At 65.4% G+C, this 21,610-nt stretch carries 28 protein-coding genes and 1 pseudogene; 13 read left to right on the top strand and 16 right to left on the bottom strand.

Annotation, left to right across the window (positions count from 1 at the left end; translation table 11 throughout):
- Positions 1-142: 142 nt before the first annotated feature.
- The 4 genes from rpsF (at position 143) to rplI (ending at position 1,922) form a co-directional block, all read left to right on the top strand.
- On the top strand, positions 143-448 hold the full coding sequence (gene rpsF / locus AC1DD3_RS06025; RefSeq protein WP_015939036.1) for a 30S ribosomal protein S6: 306 nt from the start codon (positions 143-145) through the stop codon (positions 446-448).
- Positions 449-503: 55 nt separating this feature from the next.
- On the top strand, positions 504-1,079 hold the full coding sequence (locus AC1DD3_RS06020; protein ID WP_018775330.1) for a single-stranded DNA-binding protein: 576 nt from the start codon (positions 504-506) through the stop codon (positions 1,077-1,079).
- A 133-nt stretch (positions 1,080-1,212) separates the two neighbouring features.
- On the top strand, positions 1,213-1,452 hold the full coding sequence (rpsR, locus tag AC1DD3_RS06015) for a 30S ribosomal protein S18 (RefSeq protein WP_003800144.1): 240 nt from the start codon (positions 1,213-1,215) through the stop codon (positions 1,450-1,452).
- A gap of 17 nt (positions 1,453-1,469) precedes the next feature.
- Positions 1,470-1,922 (top strand): 50S ribosomal protein L9, encoded by a 453-nt coding sequence (rplI, locus tag AC1DD3_RS06010; RefSeq protein ID WP_230119153.1) that lies wholly within the window; start codon positions 1,470-1,472, stop codon positions 1,920-1,922.
- 112 nt (positions 1,923-2,034) lie between these two features.
- On the opposite strand, the gene AC1DD3_RS06005 is transcribed toward rplI, so the two are convergent.
- A complete protein-coding gene (locus AC1DD3_RS06005) occupies positions 2,035-2,457 on the bottom strand; it encodes a DUF1801 domain-containing protein (RefSeq protein WP_476881182.1) in 423 nt (140 codons plus the stop codon).
- Positions 2,458-2,632: 175 nt separating this feature from the next.
- On the opposite strand from AC1DD3_RS06005, the gene AC1DD3_RS06000 reads away from it, so the two are divergent.
- Both AC1DD3_RS06000 and AC1DD3_RS05995 read left to right on the top strand, forming a co-directional pair.
- Complete coding sequence (locus AC1DD3_RS06000; RefSeq protein ID WP_476881219.1) at positions 2,633-3,259, top strand: FMN reductase; 627 nt, start codon at positions 2,633-2,635, stop codon at positions 3,257-3,259.
- Between the two features lie 48 nt (positions 3,260-3,307).
- Positions 3,308-3,700, top strand: coding sequence for a TFIIB-type zinc ribbon-containing protein (locus AC1DD3_RS05995; RefSeq protein ID WP_290369767.1), 393 nt, complete (start codon positions 3,308-3,310; stop codon positions 3,698-3,700).
- 90 nt (positions 3,701-3,790) lie between these two features.
- Here the strand turns inward: AC1DD3_RS05995 and AC1DD3_RS05990 are convergent, their stop codons facing one another.
- Positions 3,791-4,357: a hypothetical protein gene (locus AC1DD3_RS05990; RefSeq protein WP_230119156.1), complete on the bottom strand. Its 567-nt coding sequence runs from the start codon at positions 4,355-4,357 to the stop codon at positions 3,791-3,793.
- A gap of 4 nt (positions 4,358-4,361) precedes the next feature.
- Positions 4,362-4,829: a hypothetical protein gene (locus AC1DD3_RS05985; RefSeq protein ID WP_230119157.1), complete on the bottom strand. Its 468-nt coding sequence runs from the start codon at positions 4,827-4,829 to the stop codon at positions 4,362-4,364.
- Between the two features lie 687 nt (positions 4,830-5,516).
- Here AC1DD3_RS05985 and dnaB point away from each other — a divergent pair.
- On the top strand, positions 5,517-6,899 hold the full coding sequence (gene dnaB, locus AC1DD3_RS05980; protein ID WP_230119158.1) for a replicative DNA helicase: 1,383 nt from the start codon (positions 5,517-5,519) through the stop codon (positions 6,897-6,899).
- 12 nt (positions 6,900-6,911) lie between these two features.
- Here the strand turns inward: dnaB and AC1DD3_RS05975 are convergent, their stop codons facing one another.
- The 3 genes from AC1DD3_RS05975 to AC1DD3_RS05965 all read right to left on the bottom strand — a co-directional run bounded on the left by AC1DD3_RS05975 (position 6,912) and on the right by AC1DD3_RS05965 (position 9,389).
- Complete coding sequence (locus tag AC1DD3_RS05975) at positions 6,912-7,883, bottom strand: acyl-CoA thioesterase (protein WP_230119159.1); 972 nt, start codon at positions 7,881-7,883, stop codon at positions 6,912-6,914.
- Between the two features lie 328 nt (positions 7,884-8,211).
- The gene (locus tag AC1DD3_RS05970; protein ID WP_230119160.1) at positions 8,212-8,646 is read right to left on the bottom strand and encodes a DoxX family protein; all 435 of its coding nucleotides are present in this window, start codon (positions 8,644-8,646) and stop codon (positions 8,212-8,214) included.
- A 170-nt stretch (positions 8,647-8,816) separates the two neighbouring features.
- Positions 8,817-9,389, bottom strand: coding sequence for an antibiotic biosynthesis monooxygenase (locus AC1DD3_RS05965; protein ID WP_230119161.1), 573 nt, complete (start codon positions 9,387-9,389; stop codon positions 8,817-8,819).
- A 108-nt stretch (positions 9,390-9,497) separates the two neighbouring features.
- Here AC1DD3_RS05965 and AC1DD3_RS05960 point away from each other — a divergent pair, with 108 nt between their 5' ends.
- The 3 genes from AC1DD3_RS05960 to AC1DD3_RS05950 all read left to right on the top strand — a co-directional run bounded on the left by AC1DD3_RS05960 (position 9,498) and on the right by AC1DD3_RS05950 (position 11,971).
- The gene (locus tag AC1DD3_RS05960; protein WP_230119162.1) at positions 9,498-10,850 is read left to right on the top strand and encodes an MATE family efflux transporter; all 1,353 of its coding nucleotides are present in this window, start codon (positions 9,498-9,500) and stop codon (positions 10,848-10,850) included.
- 68 nt (positions 10,851-10,918) lie between these two features.
- Entirely contained in the window at positions 10,919-11,515 is a 597-nt protein-coding gene (locus AC1DD3_RS05955) for a hypothetical protein (protein WP_230119163.1), read from the top strand.
- A gap of 84 nt (positions 11,516-11,599) precedes the next feature.
- On the top strand, positions 11,600-11,971 hold the full coding sequence (locus AC1DD3_RS05950) for a hypothetical protein (RefSeq protein ID WP_230119164.1): 372 nt from the start codon (positions 11,600-11,602) through the stop codon (positions 11,969-11,971).
- Between the two features lie 22 nt (positions 11,972-11,993).
- Here AC1DD3_RS05950 and AC1DD3_RS05945 read toward each other — a convergent pair whose 3' ends face one another.
- Complete coding sequence (locus tag AC1DD3_RS05945) at positions 11,994-12,539, bottom strand: CGNR zinc finger domain-containing protein (protein WP_230119165.1); 546 nt, start codon at positions 12,537-12,539, stop codon at positions 11,994-11,996.
- A 97-nt stretch (positions 12,540-12,636) separates the two neighbouring features.
- Here AC1DD3_RS05945 and AC1DD3_RS05940 point away from each other — a divergent pair, with 97 nt between their 5' ends.
- Positions 12,637-13,674, top strand: coding sequence for an EamA family transporter (locus tag AC1DD3_RS05940; protein WP_230119169.1), 1,038 nt, complete (start codon positions 12,637-12,639; stop codon positions 13,672-13,674).
- A gap of 107 nt (positions 13,675-13,781) precedes the next feature.
- Here the strand turns inward: AC1DD3_RS05940 and AC1DD3_RS05935 are convergent, their stop codons facing one another.
- Positions 13,782-14,045, bottom strand: a complete 264-nt coding sequence (locus AC1DD3_RS05935; RefSeq protein ID WP_230121454.1) for a hypothetical protein — start codon at positions 14,043-14,045, stop codon at positions 13,782-13,784.
- A 212-nt stretch (positions 14,046-14,257) separates the two neighbouring features.
- Here AC1DD3_RS05935 and AC1DD3_RS05930 point away from each other — a divergent pair, with 212 nt between their 5' ends.
- Positions 14,258-14,530 (top strand): DUF2277 domain-containing protein, encoded by a 273-nt coding sequence (locus AC1DD3_RS05930; RefSeq protein WP_230121453.1) that lies wholly within the window; start codon positions 14,258-14,260, stop codon positions 14,528-14,530.
- A gap of 8 nt (positions 14,531-14,538) precedes the next feature.
- On the opposite strand, the gene AC1DD3_RS05925 is transcribed toward AC1DD3_RS05930, so the two are convergent.
- From AC1DD3_RS05925 to AC1DD3_RS05910, 4 genes are all read right to left on the bottom strand, one after another.
- The gene (locus AC1DD3_RS05925) at positions 14,539-16,866 is read right to left on the bottom strand and encodes a heavy metal translocating P-type ATPase (RefSeq protein ID WP_476881181.1); all 2,328 of its coding nucleotides are present in this window, start codon (positions 16,864-16,866) and stop codon (positions 14,539-14,541) included.
- 32 nt (positions 16,867-16,898) lie between these two features.
- Entirely contained in the window at positions 16,899-17,129 is a 231-nt protein-coding gene (locus tag AC1DD3_RS05920; protein WP_230121451.1) for a heavy-metal-associated domain-containing protein, read from the bottom strand.
- 64 nt (positions 17,130-17,193) lie between these two features.
- Positions 17,194-17,538 (bottom strand): metal-sensitive transcriptional regulator, encoded by a 345-nt coding sequence (locus AC1DD3_RS05915; protein WP_476881180.1) that lies wholly within the window; start codon positions 17,536-17,538, stop codon positions 17,194-17,196.
- Positions 17,539-17,832: 294 nt separating this feature from the next.
- Entirely contained in the window at positions 17,833-18,342 is a 510-nt protein-coding gene (locus AC1DD3_RS05910; protein WP_230121449.1) for a universal stress protein, read from the bottom strand.
- Between the two features lie 167 nt (positions 18,343-18,509).
- On the opposite strand from AC1DD3_RS05910, the gene AC1DD3_RS05905 reads away from it, so the two are divergent.
- Positions 18,510-18,710: a hypothetical protein gene (locus AC1DD3_RS05905; RefSeq protein ID WP_230121448.1), complete on the top strand. Its 201-nt coding sequence runs from the start codon at positions 18,510-18,512 to the stop codon at positions 18,708-18,710.
- Positions 18,711-18,728: 18 nt separating this feature from the next.
- Here the strand turns inward: AC1DD3_RS05905 and AC1DD3_RS05900 are convergent.
- The 4 genes and pseudogenes from AC1DD3_RS05900 to AC1DD3_RS05885 all read right to left on the bottom strand — a co-directional run.
- Positions 18,729-19,430, bottom strand: a pseudogene (locus tag AC1DD3_RS05900) (DUF4113 domain-containing protein); the annotation flags it as partial.
- 329 nt (positions 19,431-19,759) lie between these two features.
- On the bottom strand, positions 19,760-19,942 hold the full coding sequence (locus AC1DD3_RS05895; RefSeq protein WP_230121447.1) for an NAD(P)-binding domain-containing protein: 183 nt from the start codon (positions 19,940-19,942) through the stop codon (positions 19,760-19,762).
- Positions 19,943-20,253: 311 nt separating this feature from the next.
- Positions 20,254-20,886 carry an NADPH-dependent F420 reductase gene (locus tag AC1DD3_RS05890; protein WP_230121446.1) on the bottom strand — a complete coding sequence of 211 codons (633 nt, stop codon included), beginning with the start codon at positions 20,884-20,886 and terminating at the stop codon, positions 20,254-20,256.
- Between the two features lie 58 nt (positions 20,887-20,944).
- Positions 20,945-21,514, bottom strand: coding sequence for an NAD(P)H-dependent oxidoreductase (locus tag AC1DD3_RS05885; protein ID WP_476881179.1), 570 nt, complete (start codon positions 21,512-21,514; stop codon positions 20,945-20,947).
- Positions 21,515-21,610 lie beyond the last annotated feature (96 nt).

The raw sequence follows: 21,610 nt of genomic DNA, 5'->3' as shown, positions 1-21,610 counted from the left end.
AATCCCTCCCCGATGCACTAAGATATTGAAGTCTGTGCTGCGCCCTGCCTCCGTTTTGGAGCCTGGCCTGCACGGCACCGCAAATGAACCTCCTGTTACGGAAATGCCGTAACCGCTTAGCCCAAAGGAGGTGGGTTCACATATGCGTCCTTACGAATTGATGGTAATCATCGACCCCGAGGTCGAAGAGCGTACCGTAGAGCCGTCGCTTCAGAAGTTCCTGAATGTCATCACCAACGATGGTGGAACCATCGAAAAGGTCGACATCTGGGGCCGCCGTCGCCTCGCTTACGACATCAAGAAGAAGTCCGAAGGTATCTACGCCGTGGTGAACTTCACCGCCAAGCCGGAAACCGCCAAGGAACTTGACCGCCAGCTGAGTCTCAATGAGACCATCATGCGCACCAAGATCACCCGCCCCGAAGAGCAGAAGGTCGTTGCTGAGTAATTTCAGCTCCCGGCATTCATTCTTTACCCCGCAGGAACGAACAAGGAGGCAGTAGATGGCAGGCGAAACCACTATTACGGTCATCGGTAATCTCACCAATGACCCCGAACTGAGGTTCACACCGTCAGGTTCGGCAGTAGCGAACTTCACCATCGCTTCTACGCCCCGCACTTTTGACCGCCAGTCCAATGAGTGGAAGGACGGGGAAACCCTGTTCCTCCGCGCATCGGTGTGGCGCGAAGCAGCTGAAAACGTCGCCGAGTCCCTGACAAAGGGCATGCGCGTGATCGTTTCCGGCCGACTGAAGAGCCGTTCCTACGAAACAAAAGAGGGCGAAAAGCGCACCGTTATCGAGCTCGAGGTCGATGAAATCGGCCCGAGCCTGCGCTACGCCAACGCCAAGGTCAACCGCACCCAGCGCTCCGGCGGTCAGGGTGGACAGGGCGGCTTCGGCGGCGGCAACAGCGGCGGTGGATTCGGTGGCGGCCAGGGTGCAAACCAGGGCGGCAACACCGGCGGAACCTGGGGTGGCAACCAGCCCGCAGCGCAGGAAGACCCTTGGGCCACGCCCGGGGTCAGCAATGCAGGCGGCGGCTGGGGCAACGGCCCGGATTCCGAACCTCCCTTCTAAATAAACACATCAAAGGTTCTACGCCGGCAACCCCTGAAGCGTGCCATATGGCACGTTTTGGTCACCGCCGCCGTCGGACCACCACCATCCCGTGGATCAATGTCCACGGGCTCCAAAGAATAGGAGCTCCACGATGGCTAAGGCTGAACTCCGTAAGCCCAAACCAAAGTCCAACCCCTTGAAGGCCGCTGACATCACCGTCATCGACTACAAGGACGTAGCATTGCTGCGCAAGTTCATCTCCGACCGCGGAAAGATCCGCGCCCGTCGCGTCACCGGCGTCACGGTGCAGGAACAGCGCAAGATCGCCCAGGCAATCAAGAACGCCCGCGAAGTTGCTCTGCTGCCTTACTCCGGCGCTGGCCGCGGCTAAGGAAGGGATTAACTAACATGGCAAAGCTCATTCTGACCCACGAAGTAACCGGTCTCGGTGCTGCAGGCGACGTTATCGAGGTCAAGGACGGTTACGCACGTAACTACCTGCTGCCCCGCGGCTTCGCTCTGACCTGGTCCAAGGGTGGCGAGAAGCAGGTTGAGTCCATCAAGGCTGCCCGCGTCGCCCGCGAGCACGCTTCCCTGGAAGATGCTCAGAAGCAGGCCGCTGCGCTGTCCGCCAAGCCGGTCAAGCTGGTCGTCAAGGCTGGCGAAAGCGGCCGCCTGTTCGGCACGGTCAAGCAGGCCGACGTTGCTGACGCTGTTGAGGCCGCTGGCCTTGGCCGCATCGACAAGCGCAAGGTTGAACTGCCGACGCACATCAAGTCGGTCGGTTCCTACCAGGCGAACGTCCGTCTGCACGACGACGTTGCCGCTGTGATCGAACTCGACGTAGTCGCAGGCAAGTAGTCTTTCCGGCTCTAAGCCAGATTGCTGCGCAGTCCTGAACTGCTGAAAGCCCCCGCTGTCGGTTCCCCCGGGAACCCGACAACGGGGGCTTTCGCTTTCCGTCACGGTCGGTTCAGTGGCGTTGGACCACGGTGGTGTAGTAGCGGTAACCCGCCCGGATCAGTTCAGCCAGTGCGGTTTCATCGATGTCCTCGAGCTTGTTGACGTACACGCAGCCGGCACCCATCTTGTGGTTGCCCAGCCTCGCGAGGAGTTCAGGGGCTTCCGGTGCCGCGCTCAAACCGTACAGGGACAGGCTGGCTTTGCGCGGAGAGAATCCGACCGCCGCGGCATCGCCTTCCCGCCCGCTGTCGTATTTGTAGTGGTACCTGCCGAATCCCACGATGGTGGGCCCCCACATCTCGGGTTCCTCGCCGGTCAGCTCCGCCATGAGGGCCCGCAGCCGGAGGGCGTCCTGGCGCCGGACAGGATGTTCCACACCGGCCAGGAACTCATCCACCGAGGCGCCGGTTACTTGCGTCTTGTTTTCCGCCATGGAGGCAGTGTACGTCGCCTTGCTGCCGGCGCTGATAGTTCGCGAACTGAACGGCCCGCACTCCGCAGCGCCGCCACCAACTCCGAAGTCCGGAATAAACACGGAAGGGCCCGGGTTGAGGGAGTAGATGCAAACGCATGCACTGTCGCAGACAGTCGACCCTGAGGAGATCACCGTGGAGCCCCGCCGCATAACCGTTCTGTCCGCCGGCCTGGGGGTTCCGTCGTCGAGCAGGCTGCTGGCCGACCAGTTGGCCGGCGCCGCCAGCCAACAGCTTGAGGCAGCCGGGTACGAGGTGACCGTTGATGTGGTGGAACTCCGCGATCTGGCCGTGGACATCGCCAACAACTTCGTCACCGGCTACGCGGCTCCGCGCCTCGCAGAGGTTATCGCCGGGGTGGAGGCGTCCGACGGAATCATCGCGGTCACGCCTGTCTTCAGCGCCTCGTACAGCGGCCTCTTCAAGTCCTTCATCGACGTGCTGGACCCCAAGTCACTGGACGGGAAGGCTGTGCTGCTGGGCGCCACGGGCGGAACCGACCGCCACCAGATGGTCCTCGAGTACGCCATGCGCCCACTGTTCAGCTACCTCCGCACCAGGGTGGCTCCGACGGCCGTCTTTGCCGGCCCCCAGGACTGGGGGAACACGGACGACGGCGGCTCTCCCCTTTCGGCGCGAATCGGGCGGGCGGCGGGCGAGTTTGCCGGCCTGCTGGACGGGGTGCAGCCCGGCAGGAAGCAGGCGCCCCTGGAGTCGCTGCCTTTTGAACAGCTGCTGGCCGGGATATCCGCCGCGCGGTAGTGGTGCGGACCGGTGAACTATTCCCGGGACCCGCTCGTTGTGCCGGTCATGAAGTGTCCTGTTGATTCCGTAGACCTGATCATGAGCGAACGCAGTGGAGTGGAGATTGATTACTGCCCCCAGTGCCGCGGCGTATGGCTTGACCGAGGGGAGCTGGACAAGATCATTGACCGTGCGGCCGACTCGTTCGGGGGAGCGGGCGCGCCTGCGGCGCCGCCAGTACCGGCCCCGCCAGCTCCGGGCATGGTCCCGCCTCCCCTGTACCAGAACCACGAGGCACCGCGGGAACGGCCCCGGTATGAGCAGCCGAACTATGACAAGCCCGGTTACGACAAGCCCCGTTATGACGACCGTGGCTACGGCAAGGGCTATGACCGCGAGTACGACGGGCGGCGGCCAAAAAAGAAGGAAGGATGGCTGGGCGACCTCTTCGATTTCTGACCGTTTGCGGGTTCTGCGCGACGTTGGCCCGCGCAGGAAGACTCAGCGGTCAGACGCCCCAGAAATGCGGCGTGTCCTCCACTTGGACGATCAGTCGTCCAACAGCGCGATGAATTCGCGGGCCTGCTTCATGGTGATGTCCGAATGCCTGGAGAGGGCGGTGGCCGCCGCCTCCGTGTTACCGCTTTTGGCCAGGGTCCGGATACGGCCGTAAATCTCGTCGTTCAGCATGTTGCTGCTGACTTCCCGCGTGACGTCGCCCTTGCTCGCGATTGCCCGGTACCGGTAGGGGAACCGCTGCGGCGTTTCGTCGTCGGGGTCTGGTTCGCTGGCCTCCGCCGCCGGGGTATGGAATGGCTGGGGGTGGGCAGCCAAGGCCGCCACGGCGTCCCGCGAGGCCCGAAGGCCGAGACCTGACACCTCGTAGTAGAGCTTTATGGCAGCCATGGCCTGTCCCTGCGCGATCAGCGCATAAAGCCTCCGGTGTTCGTCCTCGGACAGCTTGGTCGCAGCCGCCCTGGCCAGTTCGACAGAGTCCGGCGGTGCTTGCGCCGGCCCGACGGCAGTCCGCTGGCGGCGGTTCCATGCCCGGACGGCGAAGGCCAGGGCGACGGCGACGGCCACGAGGATCAGGACGGGGATCACGAGCGGTTCCATGGTTCTAAAGCCGATCTACGTATTGCTTGGCGGTCAAAAGGTCGGAGTGCGTTGCCTGGCGCAGGAGCTTGATGGCCTGGAGCTTTTGCCCGTTACGCGCCATCGACTGCAGCTGGAGCGCCAACTGCGCGTTGACCTGCCCCCCGGGCAGGACGTACCCCTGGTAGCCAGGGTGGCCTGAGGCGGGACCAGAGGCCGCCTGAGCCAGAAGCGCGGCCCGGGCGTGATCGTTCTGTTGGGTCTGCTGCTGCTCGTTCTGGCTGGGACGCGTCGCCGCATCAACCCGTGCACGCGCGGCCGTCGCAGCCTGCACCTGGGCCGCATAGTGGGCCTGTGAGCGCCTGGCCAGATCCAACTGGTAGCGGTCGGCCTCCGACATTCCGGTGTCGCGCGGCTTCAGTGCCGTGGAGAGGGCCCAAAGGACCGCCGCCAGAACGAGGACAGGCACTATGGCTATCAGAACGTCGCCCATAGATAGAGCTTAGGCCAGTTAGTCGTTATCCACAGCATATGCAGCGGTACGCATGCGGCGGTCCTGTCGGGCCGAACGTGGCCGAACGTCGCAGCCCGGCGTGGAGCGGTTCGGGGAGCGTTCGCGATAATGATCACATTCCGCCCATCCCCGGCGGTCAACACGCGGAAATTACCGGCGAGTATCCCCAGTCGCGGCGTTCCGGCTGTGGATGAAGGTTCAAGAAAAGAATTTTGAGTCCACAGGCCTCGACGGGCGTTTCCGCAGGTCAGGCTGCATATAGGCGTGAAAGAAATTTGATATCCACACCTTCGCCCACAGACTGTGCACAAGCAGCGGCCCATTGTGCACAGGTTATCCACAGACGTGCAAAACTCCGGGCTTTGTGCGTTGCCCGGCGGGCGCTAACGTAGCGGAGACACCGAATCGGGACATGCGCTCCACATCAGCCAACCGGACCGGGGCCCCCATTTCAGGGTTTCGGATAATCCGCGGTGCCCTGTGGAAAACCTGTGGATGAGGCGTCGGCCGAGGCCACGGCTTCCGGCTTAAATTGTCAGGGCTGGCTGGTACAACTTTTCATTAGCCGGCGCTGCAGCTTTCGCGGAAACGCGCGTTCAACGGCACACGGCAGACTTGCCGCAGGCCTCCATCAGGGGACTGCGGACACTATGGAGGACGGCAGCTTTGTCAGTTACGCACCTGGACTCAATCGAGGGCACCCGCGGATCCGAAGGCAGCCGCAAGCCTCCACAGGACATTCCTGCCGAACAGTCCGTGCTTGGCGGCATGATGCTCTCCAAAGACGCCATCGCTGATGTGGTGGAGATCCTTCGGGGCCAGGACTTCTACCGCCCCGCCCACGAGACCATCTACGAGGCCGTCATCGACCTTTATGGCCGCGGCGAACCCGCGGATGCGGTGACGGTTTCGGACGAGCTGACCAAGCGCGGCGAGATCAACAGAATCGGCGGTCCGGCCTACCTGCACGAGCTCATCCAGACAGTCCCCACCGCTGCCAACGCGGGATACTACGCGGAAATCGTGGCCGAGCGCGCAGTCCTGCGGCGGCTGGTCAACGCCGGCACCAAGATCGTCCAGCTGGGCTACGGATCCGACGGCGAAGTCGAAGACCTTGTCAACCAGGCCCAGGCTGAGATCTACGCCGTAGCCGAACGGCGCACTGCAGAGGACTACGTGGTCCTCAAGGACGTCATGGAATCCACGGTGGACGAGATCGAAGCTTCGGGCCACCGCGGCGAGGGCATGACGGGCGTGCCCACGGGCTTCTACGAACTGGATGAGTTGACCCACGGTCTGCATCCGGGGCAGATGATCGTCATCGCCGCCCGCCCTGCTGTGGGTAAGTCCACGTTCGCCCTGGACTTTGCCCGGTCCGCTGCCATCAAGAACAATCTGGCCACCGTCATGTTCTCCCTGGAAATGGGCCGGAACGAGATTGCCATGCGACTTCTTTCGGCGGAGGCCACCATCGGCCTGCAGGACCTCCGCAAGGGCACGATCAAGGACGAGCAGTGGTCCAAGATCGCCACCACAATGGGCCGGATGAATGATGCCCCGCTGTTCATCGACGACAGCCCCAACATGTCCCTGATGGAGATCCGTGCCAAGTGCCGCCGCCTCAAGCAGCAGCATGACCTCAAGCTGGTTATCCTCGACTACCTGCAGCTCATGAGCTCCGGCAAGAAGGTTGAGTCCCGCCAGCAGGAAGTCTCGGAGTTCTCCCGTGCCTTGAAGCTGCTGGCCAAGGAGCTCCAGGTCCCCGTCATTGCCCTGTCCCAGTTGAACCGTGGTTCCGAGCAGCGACAGGACAAGCGGCCCATGGTCTCGGACCTCCGTGAGTCGGGTTCCATCGAGCAGGACGCGGACATGGTCATCCTGCTCCACCGCGAGGACGTCTATGACAAGGAGTCGCCGCGCGCCGGCGAGGCGGACATCCTGATCGCCAAGCACCGTAACGGCCCCACCAAGGACATCGTGGTCGCCTTCCAGGGTCACTACTCCCGCTTCGCCAATATGGCAGCAGACGCCGGAGGCGGCGGGTTCTAGCCGGAGCGCCTGCTACGCCCTCTGCTGCAGGAGGTGGTTCGGCAGACGGTTTCCCGGCGCCGCTGCACGGATTTCCAGAAGGTGGCGGGCATGCGCCTGGAGGCGCTTGTCCTCGTCAGAGACCGGGACCCATTCGGGGATGGGTACCGAGGTGCCCTCGGCGTCCCGGGCCACCATCACCGTGAGGCAGTAGGTGGTGAGGTTGAGTTCGCCGCTTTTGGGATCGCCCGAGCGGACATGTACCGCCACGTGCATGCCTTTGGTGCCGGTGTAGACGAGCCGTGCCTCCACTTCCACCACATGCCCTATCAGCAGCGGGCGGTAGAACCGCACCCCGCCGGAGAACACTGCCACGGTGTCCTTGCCGCAGTAGCGCGATGCGCAGACGTACGCGGCTTCGTCGATCCACTTCATGACGATGCCGCCGTGGACCTTCCCGCCCCAGTTGACGTCAGTGGGTGCGGCCATAAACCGCAGCACAACGCGCTCCGCGGTGCCTGCGTCCGTATATTCCTGTGCGTTCATGGCTTCCACGATCTGTTCACGGATCTTGATCCGGGCCAGGGCGTGGTCGCGTCGTTCGAGTTCCTCCGCCGTGGTGGGCTCGAACTGCTTGACGGGGGTGGGTTTTCCGTCCTCGCCCACGGCCACGAAGATCACCATGCACTGACTCCGCATGGTGGCCGGGCCGCCCTTGGGATCGCCTGAGGAAACAACAGTGCGGATGTGCATGGAGGACCGGCCGGTGTAGACGATAGTGGCGGTGACTTCCACCATGTCGCCGCTGTTCACGGGGTCCGCAAAGTGGATGTTGCCCACGTAGGCGGTGACGCAATAGGACTTGGCCCATCCGACGGCGGCTGCGTAGGCAGCCTTGTCCACCCACTCCAGGACCGTTCCGGCGTCCACGGAACCGCTGTGGCCGACGTCGGTGGGGGCCGCAAGGAATCGGAGGGTCACGGAATTCGCCGCAGTCTCGCTCATGCTGCGATCTTACTGACGCCGGGCGCCGCGCAGCAGCCGGACCGACACAAACGCTGCACCGCACGCCACAAGCGGACCGGGCAGCGCCGGTGGGCATCTCTAAAACGCCACTTAGCTGGATGCGGCCACTCTTGAGTCTGTGGGCGGGGTGGAGCTCGAAGGCTGCCCGGACAGGCGGGCTGGAACACGCTCCGGACGAGCTGACTGGCGTTACGGGCTAAGGCTCCAGACCCGTTCCTCAAGGAGGTCCAAGGAAAGACGGCGGCTGCGCACCGAAGTGCGCAGCCGCCGTCGCCCTTTTTCGAAGAAGACGTTTTGCCGGGGAAGACTAGGCGAGGACGTTCAGCTTCGAGCCGGGGCGGCCGAAGAGGGCGCGGTCAAGCGAGAGGCGCCCCGCACCGGCGAGTGCTACGGCGAGGGCGGCCGCGGCCAGCAGGAGGACCAGTTCGTAGCCGCCGTTGGCAGCGAAAACGCCTGCCGGGGCGTGAACCAGGAAGAGCGCGCCGAGCATGTCCAGGGCCAGCAGTGCAGCGAAGACCCGGGCCAGGACCCCGAGGATCAGTGCGACACCGCCCACCAGTTCAAGGGTGGCCACGATGGGGGCAGCGGCCTCAGCTGCAGGAATCCCCATCTTGGTGAATGATGCCTGCGTGCCGGCGATGGTGAACTCGTTGAACTTCTGCCAGCCGTGGGCTGCGAACAGGAATCCGACAATGACGCGCAGGATCGTGAGGGCTGTGGTGGCAAGGGTGGACTGGTTCATGGAAAATTTTCACCGTTCGTATCGGTTGCGTTCGGTCGTATGAGCGGGCGATCGGATCGCCGGCTTCCATTCCACTGTCTCGTGTCATTGGTTGAAGTGTCAACTAAATGTGACGCGCTGTGGCTTTTCCCACATTCTCTAAGCCCGCCGCGCAGCGGAAGTCCGCCCCGTCAGCGCATCTTCCGGAGCCACGGGCCCAGCAGCCGGGTGGTGACGGGAAGGAAGATGTAGGTCATGAGCGGCGTCAGGAGGCAGGTGGCCAGCAGCACCTGGAAGACAAGCGGCCAGCCCTGGGTCACCGGGTGAAGCAGGAAATTAGCCAGCAGGCTGAGCGGAAAGAACGGCAGGAAGATGCTGACCATCTGCTTCCACCGGGGAGGCACCACGGTTTCGGGAACGGCAAGGTGGACGTCGCCCTGTTGCGCGAACCAGCCCTCAATCCCCGTGCGGCGCTCAACCCGAGTGATCTCCACGAGGCCTGAGGCGCTGTCGATCCACCAGCGCCGTTCCTCGGACTGCTCCCAGTCGTTGAGGAGGTCGGCATCGGCAAAACGGTACAGCATGTGCCACTCATCCGAATCGGCCGCCGAGCGGACCCAGCCGGATCCGAGGTAGCCGGGCCATTCGCGGGCGAGTTCCTGGCCGGCATGGGCCCAGGCACTGGCCTGGCGCGTACGGCCGGGGAGCACAGTGCGGGCAACGGAGACGGTAACGGGCTGGGGGAGGGACTCAGTCAGGGGCACTGCAGAAATCCTACCGGCAGCCTGCGGCCGCCCCGCCGCAAGGCAGCCTGCGGCCTGCCCGCAGCGCTCCGGGGGACCATTCGTTGGGGCGGCCGCTAGGCTGAAACCGTGCCTGACTCACCTGCGACCGCTGTTTCGGACCTGAAACCAGCGAGCCATTCCCGCGAAATCCTGCGGCTCGCCGTGCCCGCATTCGGAGCGCTCATCGCCGAGCCGCTCTTCCTGCTCGCCGATTCGGCCATCGTGGGTCACCTCGGCGTGTCCCAGTTGGCCGGCGTGGGTCTGGCCTCCGCTGTGCTTCACACGGCGGTGGGCCTGATGGTGTTCCTTGCCTACTCCACCACCCCCGCAGTGGCGCGGGCGGTTGGCGACGGCCAGTTCGCCAAGGCACTCGCCGCCGGACGAGACGGCGTCTGGCTCGCCCTGCTGCTCGGCGCCGTCCTGGCCGTGGCGGGCTTCCTTGCGGCCGAACCCCTGGTGGGGCTCATGGGTGCCGGCGGCGACGTCCGGCAGTTCGCCGTGGACTACCTGCGCTGGTCCATGCCCGGGCTGGTGGCGATGCTCCTGATCTTCGCAGGAACGGGGGTCCTGCGGGGACTTCAGGACACCCGCACCCCGCTGGTGGTGGCCACCGCGGGCTTCACCGTGAACGTTGCGCTGAACCTCGTACTGGTTTACGGCCTGGGCTGGTCGGTGACCGGATCGGCTGTGGGCACCAGCATCGCGCAGTGGGCCATGGCTGCCGTGTACCTGGTGATGGTCCAGCGCAGCGCCCGAAACCACGGCGTTTCCCTGCTGCCCGACTGGCACGGGATCCGGTCCATGACGAGGGTGGGCTCCTGGCTGATGCTCCGGACGCTCAGTCTGCGGATCGCCATCCTGGCCACCGTGCTGGTGGTCACCGCCCAGGGTGCCGTGAACCTCGCGGCACACCAGCTGGCCATGACCATGTTTACGTTCCTGGCTTTCGCGCTGGACGCCCTGGCGATCGCCGCGCAGGCTCTCATCGGCAAGGAGCTGGGCGCCTCCAAGCCGGCGAAGGCTCGGCTGCTGACCCGCACCATGATCCGCTGGGGCACCGGTTTTGGCGTGGTGACCGGCGTGCTGCTCGCGGTGGCGGCCCCCTTTGCCGGCGCCCTGTTCACCTCCGACGAAGGAGTCCGGTCCGTGCTCACGCTCGCACTCTGGGTGCTGGCCGCAGGGCAGCCGATCGCCGGCTACGTGTTCGTCCTCGACGGCGTGCTGATCGGGGCCGGCGACGCGAAATACCTGGCGATTGCCGGCGTCATAAACCTTGCGGTGTACGTCCCGTTGCTCCTGGCGGTCCCGTTCGCGGGCGCAGGCGGTGCCGCGGCGCTCGTATGGGTGTGGGCTGCCTTTTCGCTGGGGTACATGCTGGCCAGGGCTGTGACTCTTGGGCTTCGGGCCCGTACGGACCGCTGGATGGTGCTGGGCTCCTGAGCCCCGTTCCCCACAGGTTCGACGCCGCACAGGTTCGACGCTGCACAGGGGCGCACTAAACTGGAGCGGTGACTTCCCCCGTGAACCCAGCCGAGCCGGCATCCGTGACTGCCCACCAAGCGGAGCTGTGGAAGCCCGTGCTGCTCCGCGCGGCGGCGGCGCTGGCCTTCGGTGCGGTGACCGTTTTTTGGGCGGCGCCCTCCGTGGCCGGAATGGGATTCGCCGGCGGGCTGTACCTTCTGGCTACCGGTGCCGTGCTGCTCTGGGGCATCCCCCTGGCCGGCCTTCGCCGGGACGTGGCTCCCGGCAGGACCATGTCCGCGGCGGCATCCATCCTGATCGGCGCCGGCGTCACTCTGCTGATCCTGCAGGGGAGCCTGCTCTTCGGCGTCATCGCGGCCCTCGGAATCGGCCTCGCGGGCGCCGCTGAACTATACCTGGGCCTGAGGTTCCGGCGCCGCCACACCCTGGCCCGCGACTGGGTCACCTCCGGCTTTGTCGGTCTTGGGACTGCCGCCGCACTGCCGTTCTTTATCCCGCTTGGTCCCCACGCCCTGCTGGGGGTTGCCGGCGGAGGCGCCATCATCTCGGGCGTGCTTTGGATCCTTGCGGGCCTTTCGCTCAGGCACGATGCGAGGACGGCCACCGCGAAGGCCGTAAACTAGAGGTAAGGGTTCTACTCCTTGTAGAACAATCACACATCAAAACGGGTGGGCCGTGTCGCTGCCGCCCGCATGGGAGGACACACCGTGGCAAACCAGATGCCAGGACAACCGCGCAATCCGCGGACCTCGGTTAAGGGACCGCTGATGTTCTCAGCCTTCTGGGGTGTTGTGGCCTTTTTCGGCGTGCTGATCTTCGCCTCGGGCGGCAGTGCCCACTCGCCGCGGTTCGACCTCGCTTTCACGGGCGCCGGCATCGCATTCATTGTCACCCTTGTCATCGCGGCCATGCTGTCCATGAGCTACAAGGACAACGCCGCGCACCTGGGCAAGGGATCCGGCGTGAACCTCAGCTCGGCCAAGCGGCCGTCCCATGGCTACGGCGGCCCCGGCCCGCAGACGCCGCCAAGTACTCCCCGCTCCGCTGACAGTTCAAACCCCGACGGCGAAACCCCCTAGCGCCGCCGTCGCACCTATCCGCCTACTCCCCTGCCGCCCGGCGCGCCCGATAGGCTGCCACATGCGCCCTGTTGGCACAGTTGCCGGTGTCGCAATACCTCTTTGACCGGTTGCGGCTGAGGTCCAGAACCACGGCGTCACAGTCATCGGCCGCGCACAAAAGCATGCGGTCCATTTCCTTGCTGCGGATCACGTCCACCAGTGCCATGGCTGCCTCCGTGCCCATTCTGTACGCCAGCGGCGCCTCGCGTGTGGTGGCGTGAAGGTGCCAGTCCCACTGGTCGTGCTTAAGGAGCTGGGGCAGGGCATGCGCCTCGCGCAGGAGGCGGTTTACCCCCTCCACGGCTGTATCTTCGTCGGCCGTCCAGAGTCTTGCGAGCTCCGTCCGGAGAGCCTGCACGCTCGCCAGTTCGGCAGCGTCCTTCGTCCGCGACCCGGTGAAGCCCTCCGCCGCCAGGAACTGGTCCAGGTCCGTCACGGTGGCGAGCTTTTCCTCCCCGTTTGCCGCGCTGTTAATCAGGTTCACCGCGGTGCGCAGCGCCACCTCCGTGTCAGGGGCAAAAACCATCTTGACTCCTTACAGTGCCCGGCGTAATGTCATGACCAATACCCCACTTTACTCCTGACAGGAGGCAGCTGTGCCTGCAGCCAGCAACCGTGCCAAGATGCCGCTCCAGGCAGGCCCCTCGATCTCTCCGGCCGCCCCGGCAGCCGCCCGCGCGCGGGGCTTCATGGCGTCAGGCCTCGGCACGGCCCTCTTTTCCTCGGCCGTGTTCGGGCTTTCCGGATCATTCGCGAAAGCACTCCTGGAAACCGGCTGGACCCCTGGCGCCGCAGTCACGGCCCGGCTGACCGGCGCAGCCATCATCCTTGCGATCCCTGCCATCCCGGCACTCCGCGGACGCTGGCACCAGCTGCGGGAGAACTGGCTGACCATCGTGCTGTTTGGCCTGATCGGCGTGGCGGCGTGCCAGCTGTTCTACTTCAACGCGGTTTCCCGGCTCTCCGTGGGCGTGGCTCTGCTGCTGGAGTACCTCGCCCCGGTGCTCATCGTGCTGTGGCTCTGGGCAGCGAGCCGGAGGCGCCCGCGGCCCCTCACCATCGCCGGTACCCTGCTGTCGCTCGGCGGACTGGCCCTGGTGCTGGACCTTACCGGTGCCGTGAAGGTTGACGTCGTCGGCGTGCTCTGGGGGATGGCGGCAGCCGTCTGCCTGGCCATCTACTTCTTCATCACGGCAAAGGAAAACGACACGCTTCCGCCGATCGTGCTGGCCTCGGGCGGGCTTCTTGTCGGGGCCGCAGTCATGTGGCTGGCGGCAGCCACAGGCCTGCTGCCCATGGCCTTCAGCACTGCCGACACGAAACTGGGACCCTGGACCACGCCGTGGTGGGTTTCGCTGGGTGGCCTCGTGGTGCTCGCAACCGTCGTGGCCTATGTATCGGGAATCATGGCGGCCCGCGCCCTGGGCTCCAAGGTGGCCTCCTTCGTCTCCCTCACAGAGGTGCTGTTTGCCGTGATCTGGGCGTGGATGCTGCTGGGGGAACTGCCGGGAGCGATCCAGCTGGTCGGCGGGGTACTCATCGTCGGCGGCGTGGTGCTGGTCCGGCTCGACGAGCTCAGGGGATCCGGCCGCCAGACGGAACCAGGGGCCGCCGTGACCGCGCCGCTCGACCACGCGAACGACGTCGAGCCCGTCCGCTAGGACGTTTTCCGCCAAGAGTCCGGCACGGCGCCCTCGGCGCATGCTTATACGGCGGGAGGGCCGGACGCCATGGCGTCCGGCCCTCCGGCCCTCCCGTGAATCCTGCCTTAGCGGGAAGCTTCTTCCTGCTGGGTGGCGTTGCGGGAGGCCTGCTTGCCGGCCTCTTCCAGCGCCTGCGCAACCTTGGCAAGGGCGGCGGCGTGCTGTCCGGACCATTCGCTGCGGAACTTGTCTGCGTCCGGGCCCTTCCAGTCGGTGCCCTGGAGCACCTTGGTCAGCAGGGACTTCTGCTTTTCGATCTCAGCCGAACCCGCCTGAAGCTTGGTGCCCAGGTTCTTCAGCTGGGCAATGTCTGCACCCCAAATAGCCATTCGATATCTCCTTCAATCAACGGACCCGATCCAGTCGGCATCCCCAGCGGCCTCCGGCTCGTCCGGAAGATCCATTGCCTAAAAGCTATCCTCCAACCCAAAACGGTGTCGATGGGCACCGCTCCCCATGCAGCCCTCCCATGGGTGCCGCGCCCCTCCCGAATGGTGCCCGGAGGGTCGATCCCAGGCGGTCCAGAGCCTAGCATGGGGGTATGTGCCGGAACATCCATACACTTCACAACTACGAACCGCACGCCACGTCGGAGGAGGTGCACGCCGCGGCCCTGCAGTACGTGCGCAAGATCAGCGGCAGCACCAAGCCCTCCAAGGCCAACGAGGAAGCCTTCGAACGTGCCGTGCATGAGGTGGCGCACGCAACGCAGCACCTGCTCGACGCCCTCGTGACGCACGCGCCGGCGAAGGACCGGGCCGAGGAAGCTGCGAAGGCCAAGGCCAGGGCGGCGGTCCGCTTCGGCGCCGCCTGACCCCGCCGCTACTTCCCAGGCCGGGCGAACCTGCGAAGCCGGAGCGAGTTGGCCACCACCAGCACTGAGCTTGCGGCCATGGCACCGCCGGCGATCATCGGGTTGAGCAGCCCCAGCGCAGCCACCGGGATGCCTACGGCGTTGTAGAAGAACGCCCAGAAAAGATTGGTCTTGATGGTGGCCAGCGTGCGGCGCGAAAGCTCGATGGCGGTCGCCACCTGGCCGAGGTCGTCGCCCATGACCGTGAGGTCCGCTGCCTCGATGGCCACGTCGGTGCCGGAGCCCATTGCGATGCCCAGGTCCGCCTGAGCCAGCGCAGCGGCGTCGTTCACGCCGTCACCCGCCATGGCCACCGTTGCGCCGCCGGCCTGCAGTCGGCGGACTGCGTCCACCTTGCCCTCGGGCAGGACGCCGGCGAATACGTCGTCCGCGGGAATCCCGACGGCGGCAGCCACCTGCGCGGCGACGGCGCCATTGTCACCGGTCAGCAGGATGGGCCGCAGCCCAAGCCCCTTGAGCCGGCTGATTGCTGCCTCGGAGCCGGGCTTGATGGTGTCGCGCAGACAGATGATGCCCGCGGCCCCGCCGTCCACCGCGACCCAGATGGCTGTGGCCCCGGAGTGTTCGGCGGAGCGGAGTGCGCGGTGGTTTTCGGGGGTCAGGCCGACGCCGTTTTCCTCGAGCCAGCCGGTCCGGCCGGCGACCACCGGCCGCCCTGCCACGGTGCCCACCACTCCGCCGCCCGGTGCTGAACGGAAGCCGACGACGGCGGGGAGCCCGGCGCCGTCGTCCGTCCGGAGGCTCATGGCAGGGACGTCGGCCCGTGCGGCAGCGGCGATGGCGTGCGCTATCGGATGCTCCGAGGCAGCTTCCACCGCGCCGGCGAACCGCAGTACATCGGCGTCGCTGAACGGGGGAAAGGAAAGGGTGGCGTCAACGGCAAGCTGCCCGCTGGTGACGGTGCCGGTCTTGTCCAGCAGAATGGTGTCCACCGTGCGGGTGTCCTCCAGCACCTGAGGGCCCCTGATGAGAATGCCCAGCTGCGCGCCGCGCCCGGTTCCGGTCAGAAGGCCCACCGGAGTGGCCAGACCCAGGGCGCAGGGGCAGGCGATCACGAGGACCGCCACGGCTGCCGTGAACGCCGTACGCAGCTCTTGACCGCTGACGTCCGGGCCGGCAACCAGCAGCCAGCCGGCGAACGTGAGGACGGCTATGGCCAGGACGACGGGCACGAACACCGCGCTGATGCGGTCCGCGAGCCTGGCGATCGGGGCCTTGCCGGTCTGGGCCTGGGCCACGAGCCTGCCCATCTGGGCCAGCGTGGTTTCAGCGCCGACGCGCGTGGCACGGACCAGCAGCCGGCCGGAGGCGTTGATGGTGGCACCCGTGACGGGGCTGCCGGGGCCCACTTCAACGGGTACGGATTCTCCGGTGACCAGCGACGCGTCGATGGCGGAGGAACCGCTGACAACGACGCCGTCGGTGGCGATTTTCTCACCGGGCCGCACCACAATGACGTCGTCCACGGAGAGCTGAGCGGCCGGAATTTTCACTTCTGCGCCGTTGACGAGCACCGTGGCATCCTTGGCGCCGAGGTTGAGCAGCGCCTTGAGGGCGTCCCCGGCTTTGGCTTTGGCGTTCGCCTCAAGGAACCGGCCCAGCAGCAGGAATGTGGTGACGACGGCAGCGACCTCGAAGTACAGGCCGCCGGAGCCTGTGCCTTCCATCCGTTCCATGGCTGGATTCCCGGTGAGGCCCGGGTCCGCGAGGAGCTGCGCGAGCGAGAAGGCGTAGGCGGCGATGACGCCGAGGGATACCAGCGTGTCCATGGTGGATGCCAGATGCCGGGCATTGATGGCCGCCGCCCGGTGGAACGGCCACGCCGCCCAGCTGACCACCGGCAACGCCAGGGCAGCCACCACCCAGGCCCAGTTCGGGAACTGGAAGGTCGGGAGCATCGAGATCAGGAAGACGGGGACCGTGAGGATGGCCGCGGCGACCAGGCGCGGCTTCAGTGCCGAGGCCGTGCCGCCGTGTGCCATGTGGTCTTCGTGGTCGCCTTGGTGCTCCGCCGCGGCGGCCGAAGGTTGTAAGGCTGGCTTAATCCGGGCCTTGTAGCCTGCTGAGGCTACCTGGTCGGTGATCTGTTGGTCTGTGATTCCGGCCGGGACTGTGACGTGGGCGGATTCCAGGGGGAGGTTGACCGATGCCTGGACGCCGTCGAGCTTGCCGAGTTTCTTTTCCACCCGGTTGACGCAGGATGCGCACGTCATGCCCTCGATCGCGAGTTCGATCACTCTGTCCTCGGGGCTGCCCGGCAGTTGCTCGGTGCTCATTTCGGTTCCTGGTTGGTTTCGCCGGGTGGGATTCAGGCCTCGTTCGCCACCACGAGGTAGCCGGCTTCAGCCACGGCTTCCCCGATTTCGGACGGGGAGAGCTCTTGGGTGGAGGTAATGGTGACCGTGGAGAGGCCGCCCGCATTGAGGGCGATGTCGATCTCCTCGACGCCGGCGAGCGACTCCAGCTCTTCGCTGACGGCCGAGACGCAGTGCCCGCAGGTCATGCCGGAAACGTGGACGGTGGTGGAGATGGTGCTCATTTGCTGGCTCCTCATTAACTGGCTGACAGGGTCGGTCAGCTGGCTTCGGTTGGTGGTCTTGCCGCTACCGCAGCAGGCGTCCAATGGCGTCCGCGGCTTCTTTCACTTTGATGTCTATGGCCTCGGCACGCAGGTCAGGGTCAGGCTCGGCGGCCGCGCCGATAACGCAGTGGCCGATATGTTCCTCGACGAGGCCCAGGCTGACGGCGTGCAAGGCCTTGGTGACGGCCGAGACCTGGGTCAGGATGTCGATGCAGTACTTGTCTTCCTCCACCATGCGGGCGATTCCCCGCACTTGGCCCTCGATCCGGCGAAGCCGGCGGAGATAGGCGTCCTTGTCCGAAGTGTAGCCATGCTGCGGCGGTGAGTCTTCGTGCACCGCCGGTGGCGGTCCTTCAGGAGTGCTCATAAGTCCAAGCTATACCCCTGGGGGGTATGAGTCAATGACCCGCTTTTGGTTTTGGGCCCCGCATTGGTGCCCTCGGCCGCCAGTGGGCACAAAAAAGCTCCGGAGTGCGTTATTGGGGGATACGCACTCCGGAGCAGCTTTTTGGGCAGACGCTAAATCAACCTGCGAACACCAGCTTACTTGCCGGTAATGAAGTTCGCCACCACCTCGAATAACTACTTTCGCTTTACTTTTCAGGGGGTGAATTTTGCCACGACAGCACCGGGAATTACGCGGCTACTGAGCGCCGCAACTCTAGTCGGAACCGTCTTCATGGGCGGGTCTCCGGAAGGGCACCACCAGGACGGGCCGGTTTTGGTGGTGGCTGAGCCAGTCACCCACGGACCCATTAAGCGCCTCCGTGATCCGGTGTGCCCAGCCGCGCTCGGCCGTGCCCACAATAATCATCGGTGCGTTGACCTCGGCCGCAAGTCTTCCAAGCGCCCGGGCGGGATCGCCGGCAAGTGTGCGCAGCGTCCACTCCGTGGGCGGCCCGGGCCGGACTGCGGAGCCGATGACGGATTTGAGGCCCTCCGTCACGGATCGGATGTCCTCATCGTCCTTGTCCGGATGCAGCGAAAGGCGGTGGGCAGAGCGCGCCGGATCCCATTCCACGAGGTAGCTTGCCTCGTCCACGTAGGCGCACAGGAGCGGCGCAGCGAGTTGTTGGGCCAGCGTGGCTGCCGTCTTGAGGACTTCGGGATGCTGGCCCGGCATTACGCCGACGAGCAGGGGAGGCGGGCCGCTGAAGCGCTCTGGGGACATACTCCATTGTGTTCCCCGGCACAGGGAATAACTAGGCTTGAACTGGGCGGTTGCCTGCCGGCGGCCGCGTGGCGGATCCCGTAAACCGGGGCGGCGAGGCCACCGTTTTGTCCCTTGTGTCTGGGGTGCAGCACGCATAGCGTTGAGTCGTAGAGAGGCGGCGGGACATGCAGATTTACATGTGGTGGCTTGATCTGGACCTGAAAAGCAAGGAGTGGCTCCGGGAAAACCTCAGGGCCGAGGAACTTCCGCTCTTTGTTGTGCAGGGAATCGCAGAAGCCGGGGGCCCTCATCCGGACACCCCGCAAAGCATCCTGACTGAAGCAGAGTGGGATTTCATCGAGACTCAATCTGAATTCGTGGACTGAGGGCAACCTCAGAGCCCATCAGGCTGCCCTGACAACCGGCATCTCATCCCAGTGCGTCGTGTAGCGGGGTGATCGCATGTCGCGCTTCATGCTCCAATCGACGCCGCTGCGCAGCCCGGCAAACCCGAGTCCGATTGCGCCCCTGCCGTACCTGCGGCTGATTTCCTCCACGAGTGGGCCGATGTTGCCCTCCTCGTGAAGGTTCTCGAACAGTTCCAGGGGCTTCTGGATTCCGGTTGGCCGAAGGTCGGTGACCATGATCCCGGCGCGGACATACTTGCTGCCATCCTGGATGGCGGGCAGGAGCCCGTGCGCTGCCCGTGTCAGGAGCACAGGGTCGGCGGTGGGCATCGGCAGCCGAATGCACACGGACGGAAAGGACTTATCCTGCGGGTTGTACTCTGATGTGCCCGCGAATGCGGTGAGGATCTTGGCCTGCAGCCCATGCCGGGCCAGCCGTGCGCTTGCCTGTTGTGCGTAGACGCTCAGGACCTGGCGCAGCTCAGCGGACGTTGTAATGGGCGTGGAAAAGGAGCGGGAAAAGATCAGCTGATCCCGCCCGATCCGTTCTTCCTCAAGTGGGATGCAGGGTGTTCCCTGCAGTTCGAGCACGGTCCGCATCGTGACCACGGAGAACCGGTCCCTGATCATCACGGGGTCTGCGCGGCTGAGGTCAAGGATTGAGTGGATGCCGATGGCGTTCAGGCGCCTGGTGAGCCGGGCTTCAGCTTGCCCACCAACGCATCCGGCAGCTGACGGACGAGAACCGCCGTCTGCAGGATCGGCTGGCACGGGCGCATGGAGCGCTGCGCGAGGCCCGGCGTTGACGTCACAGTAGTCCCCGCGTCTCCGTGCACTTGATCGTGCACCGTCCTGGCCGTGAATCGCAGCGGTTTTTGGCGTCGTTCTATCTGCGGGTGTCCGGGTCGTCGCACCGCCGGCAAGGATTATCGTCGCGGCTCTGGCGCAGGGCATGCGACTTCCTGAGCTTGAGGGTTACCCGATTGTCACCGAGCGAACTCGCAAGCGAACTTTCTCAGCGCAGCGGATCAGTACTGGGAGCGGTATCGCCAGAGGTGGGGCAAGTGAAGGTCCGGCCCGAAGGCGTTCACGATTTCCTTGAGCGTCTCGGGGCCGCGGCTATTGCTGAAGACCACGTCGTGACCGGCCTTTACTGAGTGACCGGCTATGGCGCGGGAGAGCGTTCCCGAATCGATCATTCCGGACTTCATGGGCTCGTTCCTTCGCTGGTTGGGGTTGCCCGACGCACCGCCATGCGTGCGTGCCGGGGCCATGCGTCGGCGTATCGGGGTGTTGTCGGCCGTGCGGCCGGCCGGGGGCCTGGCCGGGAGCCCACCTTGTGAGTGGTTGCATCACGCGCCGCCTGTGCGGTATCGGGTCGAGGAGTGGGGCGAGCGGGGACTCGATCTCAGAGATCGAGTCTCCGCACCGGTCGCCGGATTGGTCGATCTGGTCCCGCGGGCCCGGTTACTCCGTTGTTGTCCCGGCCGATCCGGATCGGGAGCGGCGCTTTGACGTGGGTTCAGCCAAGAAACTTAATGCTGAGGGAGAAGTTCTTCTGCCGCTGGGCCTGACCGAGAAGCAGCAGACCCGCTCCTTCCAGCCAGTGCGCGGTCTTCAGGTTACCGGTGACCAACGGGCGCAGTCCGAGGCTCTCGACGAACGAGGACACGGACGCCTTGGCGTTGGCGTCGTCACCGGCGATGAACACATCGAGGGGGCGGCCCTCGACCTCACCGGACGCGAGGACGCCGCCGAAGAGCGTGTTGAACGCCTTGACGACATGCGCCCCCGCAGGGGCGGCCTTTGCGATCTCCTGTGCGGCGGAGCTGTCCTCGGGAGTGACGAGCGCGGCGAACGTGGTGAGATCGAAGGGGTTCGTGATGTCGACGATGACCTTGCCGGTCAGGGCGTCCCCGTACTGGCCGACGATGGACGAGGCGCTGGTGTACGGCACAGCCAGGATGACGATGTCACCGGTGAGCGCGCCGCTTGCGATCGTCCCTGCTGTGGCATGGCTACCGAGTCCGCCGGCCAGGGCGGCAGCCTTGGTACCGTCACGGCCGATGACCTGGACGCTGTGGCCGGCGGCGACCGCCCGGGTGCCGAGGATTCGGGCCATGGTTCCAAGACCGATGATACTGATGCTGCTCATGATGTGTGCCTGCTTTTCATAGTCGAAGCTGAGGAGGGTGTCGGGGGGTGGGAGTCGGTCAGACGTGCGCTGCGGTGGTGCGTTCGGCCGCCTTGGCAAGGCGCGCGACGACGGACTTGAGTTCGGTGGAGATCTCGCTGTCGTCGATCGGGTGGGTGTCGGCGAACCGTGTCAGCGAGTTGGGAATGGAGAGGGTGATGTCCTCAATCACATTGGCCTGCGCGGCTGTTGCTGCCTTCCGGGCATCTTGGTGTGCCCAGACGCCGCCGTACTGGCCGCCCGAGGCGCCGATGACGGCGACGGGCTTTCCGGAGAGGGCGCCGGCTCCGTAGGGGCGGGAGAGCCAGTCGATGGCGTTCTTCAGAACGGCTGACATGGTGCCGTTGTACTCGGGGACGAACAGCAGGAGGGCATCGGCACGCGCGGCGGACTCCCGCAGGGCTGCGGCGTGCTGCGGGATGCTCCCCTCGCTGTCGAGGTCCTCGTTATAGAAGGGCACCTGCTCGAGGTTTTCCTGTATGGACAGCTCGACTAGCTCCGGGGCGAGCTTGGCGGCGGCCTGGGCGAGCTGGCCGTTGTGTGATCCGGCGCGTACGGAACCGACGAGGGCAAGGATGTGGATTGACATGGCGTCTCCTGGTGCTGCTTGTTGAGGCACGCGTCCGGGCGGACGGTGCTGGTTCAGAGTGAGGGGGGCTCTGGTTGGAGTGGGGCGGGCCGGGCG

This window comes from Arthrobacter sp. 05T444 (genome assembly GCF_056395905.1).
Note: the sequence above shows the minus strand (reverse complement) of the source record. Positions and strands in the feature narration are given on the sequence as shown.

Coding starts and splice junctions, on each gene's coding strand:
- AC1DD3_RS05970 (WP_230119160.1), bottom strand. CDS start 8,646: ATGAACCAGTCCACCCTTGCCACCACAGCCCTCACGATCCTGCGCGTC.
- rpsF (WP_015939036.1), top strand. CDS start 143: ATGCGTCCTTACGAATTGATGGTAATCATCGACCCCGAGGTCGAAGAG.
- AC1DD3_RS05990 (WP_230119156.1), bottom strand. CDS start 4,357: ATGGAACCGCTCGTGATCCCCGTCCTGATCCTCGTGGCCGTCGCCGTC.
- AC1DD3_RS06020 (WP_018775330.1), top strand. CDS start 504: ATGGCAGGCGAAACCACTATTACGGTCATCGGTAATCTCACCAATGAC.
- AC1DD3_RS05995 (WP_290369767.1), top strand. CDS start 3,308: ATGAAGTGTCCTGTTGATTCCGTAGACCTGATCATGAGCGAACGCAGT.
- AC1DD3_RS05925 (WP_476881181.1), bottom strand. CDS start 16,866: ATGAGCACCGAGCAACTGCCGGGCAGCCCCGAGGACAGAGTGATCGAA.
- AC1DD3_RS05935 (WP_230121454.1), bottom strand. CDS start 14,045: ATGGCTATTTGGGGTGCAGACATTGCCCAGCTGAAGAACCTGGGCACC.
- AC1DD3_RS05915 (WP_476881180.1), bottom strand. CDS start 17,538: ATGAGCACTCCTGAAGGACCGCCACCGGCGGTGCACGAAGACTCACCG.
- AC1DD3_RS05885 (WP_476881179.1), bottom strand. CDS start 21,514: ATGTCAATCCACATCCTTGCCCTCGTCGGTTCCGTACGCGCCGGATCA.
- rpsR (WP_003800144.1), top strand. CDS start 1,213: ATGGCTAAGGCTGAACTCCGTAAGCCCAAACCAAAGTCCAACCCCTTG.
- AC1DD3_RS05895 (WP_230121447.1), bottom strand. CDS start 19,942: ATGAAGTCCGGAATGATCGATTCGGGAACGCTCTCCCGCGCCATAGCC.
- AC1DD3_RS06005 (WP_476881182.1), bottom strand. CDS start 2,457: ATGGCGGAAAACAAGACGCAAGTAACCGGCGCCTCGGTGGATGAGTTC.
- AC1DD3_RS05945 (WP_230119165.1), bottom strand. CDS start 12,539: ATGGTTTTTGCCCCTGACACGGAGGTGGCGCTGCGCACCGCGGTGAAC.
- AC1DD3_RS05920 (WP_230121451.1), bottom strand. CDS start 17,129: ATGAGCACCATCTCCACCACCGTCCACGTTTCCGGCATGACCTGCGGG.
- AC1DD3_RS05930 (WP_230121453.1), top strand. CDS start 14,258: ATGTGCCGGAACATCCATACACTTCACAACTACGAACCGCACGCCACG.
- AC1DD3_RS05940 (WP_230119169.1), top strand. CDS start 12,637: ATGCCGCTCCAGGCAGGCCCCTCGATCTCTCCGGCCGCCCCGGCAGCC.
- AC1DD3_RS05910 (WP_230121449.1), bottom strand. CDS start 18,342: ATGTCCCCAGAGCGCTTCAGCGGCCCGCCTCCCCTGCTCGTCGGCGTA.
- AC1DD3_RS05975 (WP_230119159.1), bottom strand. CDS start 7,883: ATGAGCGAGACTGCGGCGAATTCCGTGACCCTCCGATTCCTTGCGGCC.
- AC1DD3_RS05890 (WP_230121446.1), bottom strand. CDS start 20,886: ATGAGCAGCATCAGTATCATCGGTCTTGGAACCATGGCCCGAATCCTC.
- rplI (WP_230119153.1), top strand. CDS start 1,470: ATGGCAAAGCTCATTCTGACCCACGAAGTAACCGGTCTCGGTGCTGCA.
- AC1DD3_RS05985 (WP_230119157.1), bottom strand. CDS start 4,829: ATGGGCGACGTTCTGATAGCCATAGTGCCTGTCCTCGTTCTGGCGGCG.
- AC1DD3_RS05905 (WP_230121448.1), top strand. CDS start 18,510: ATGCAGATTTACATGTGGTGGCTTGATCTGGACCTGAAAAGCAAGGAG.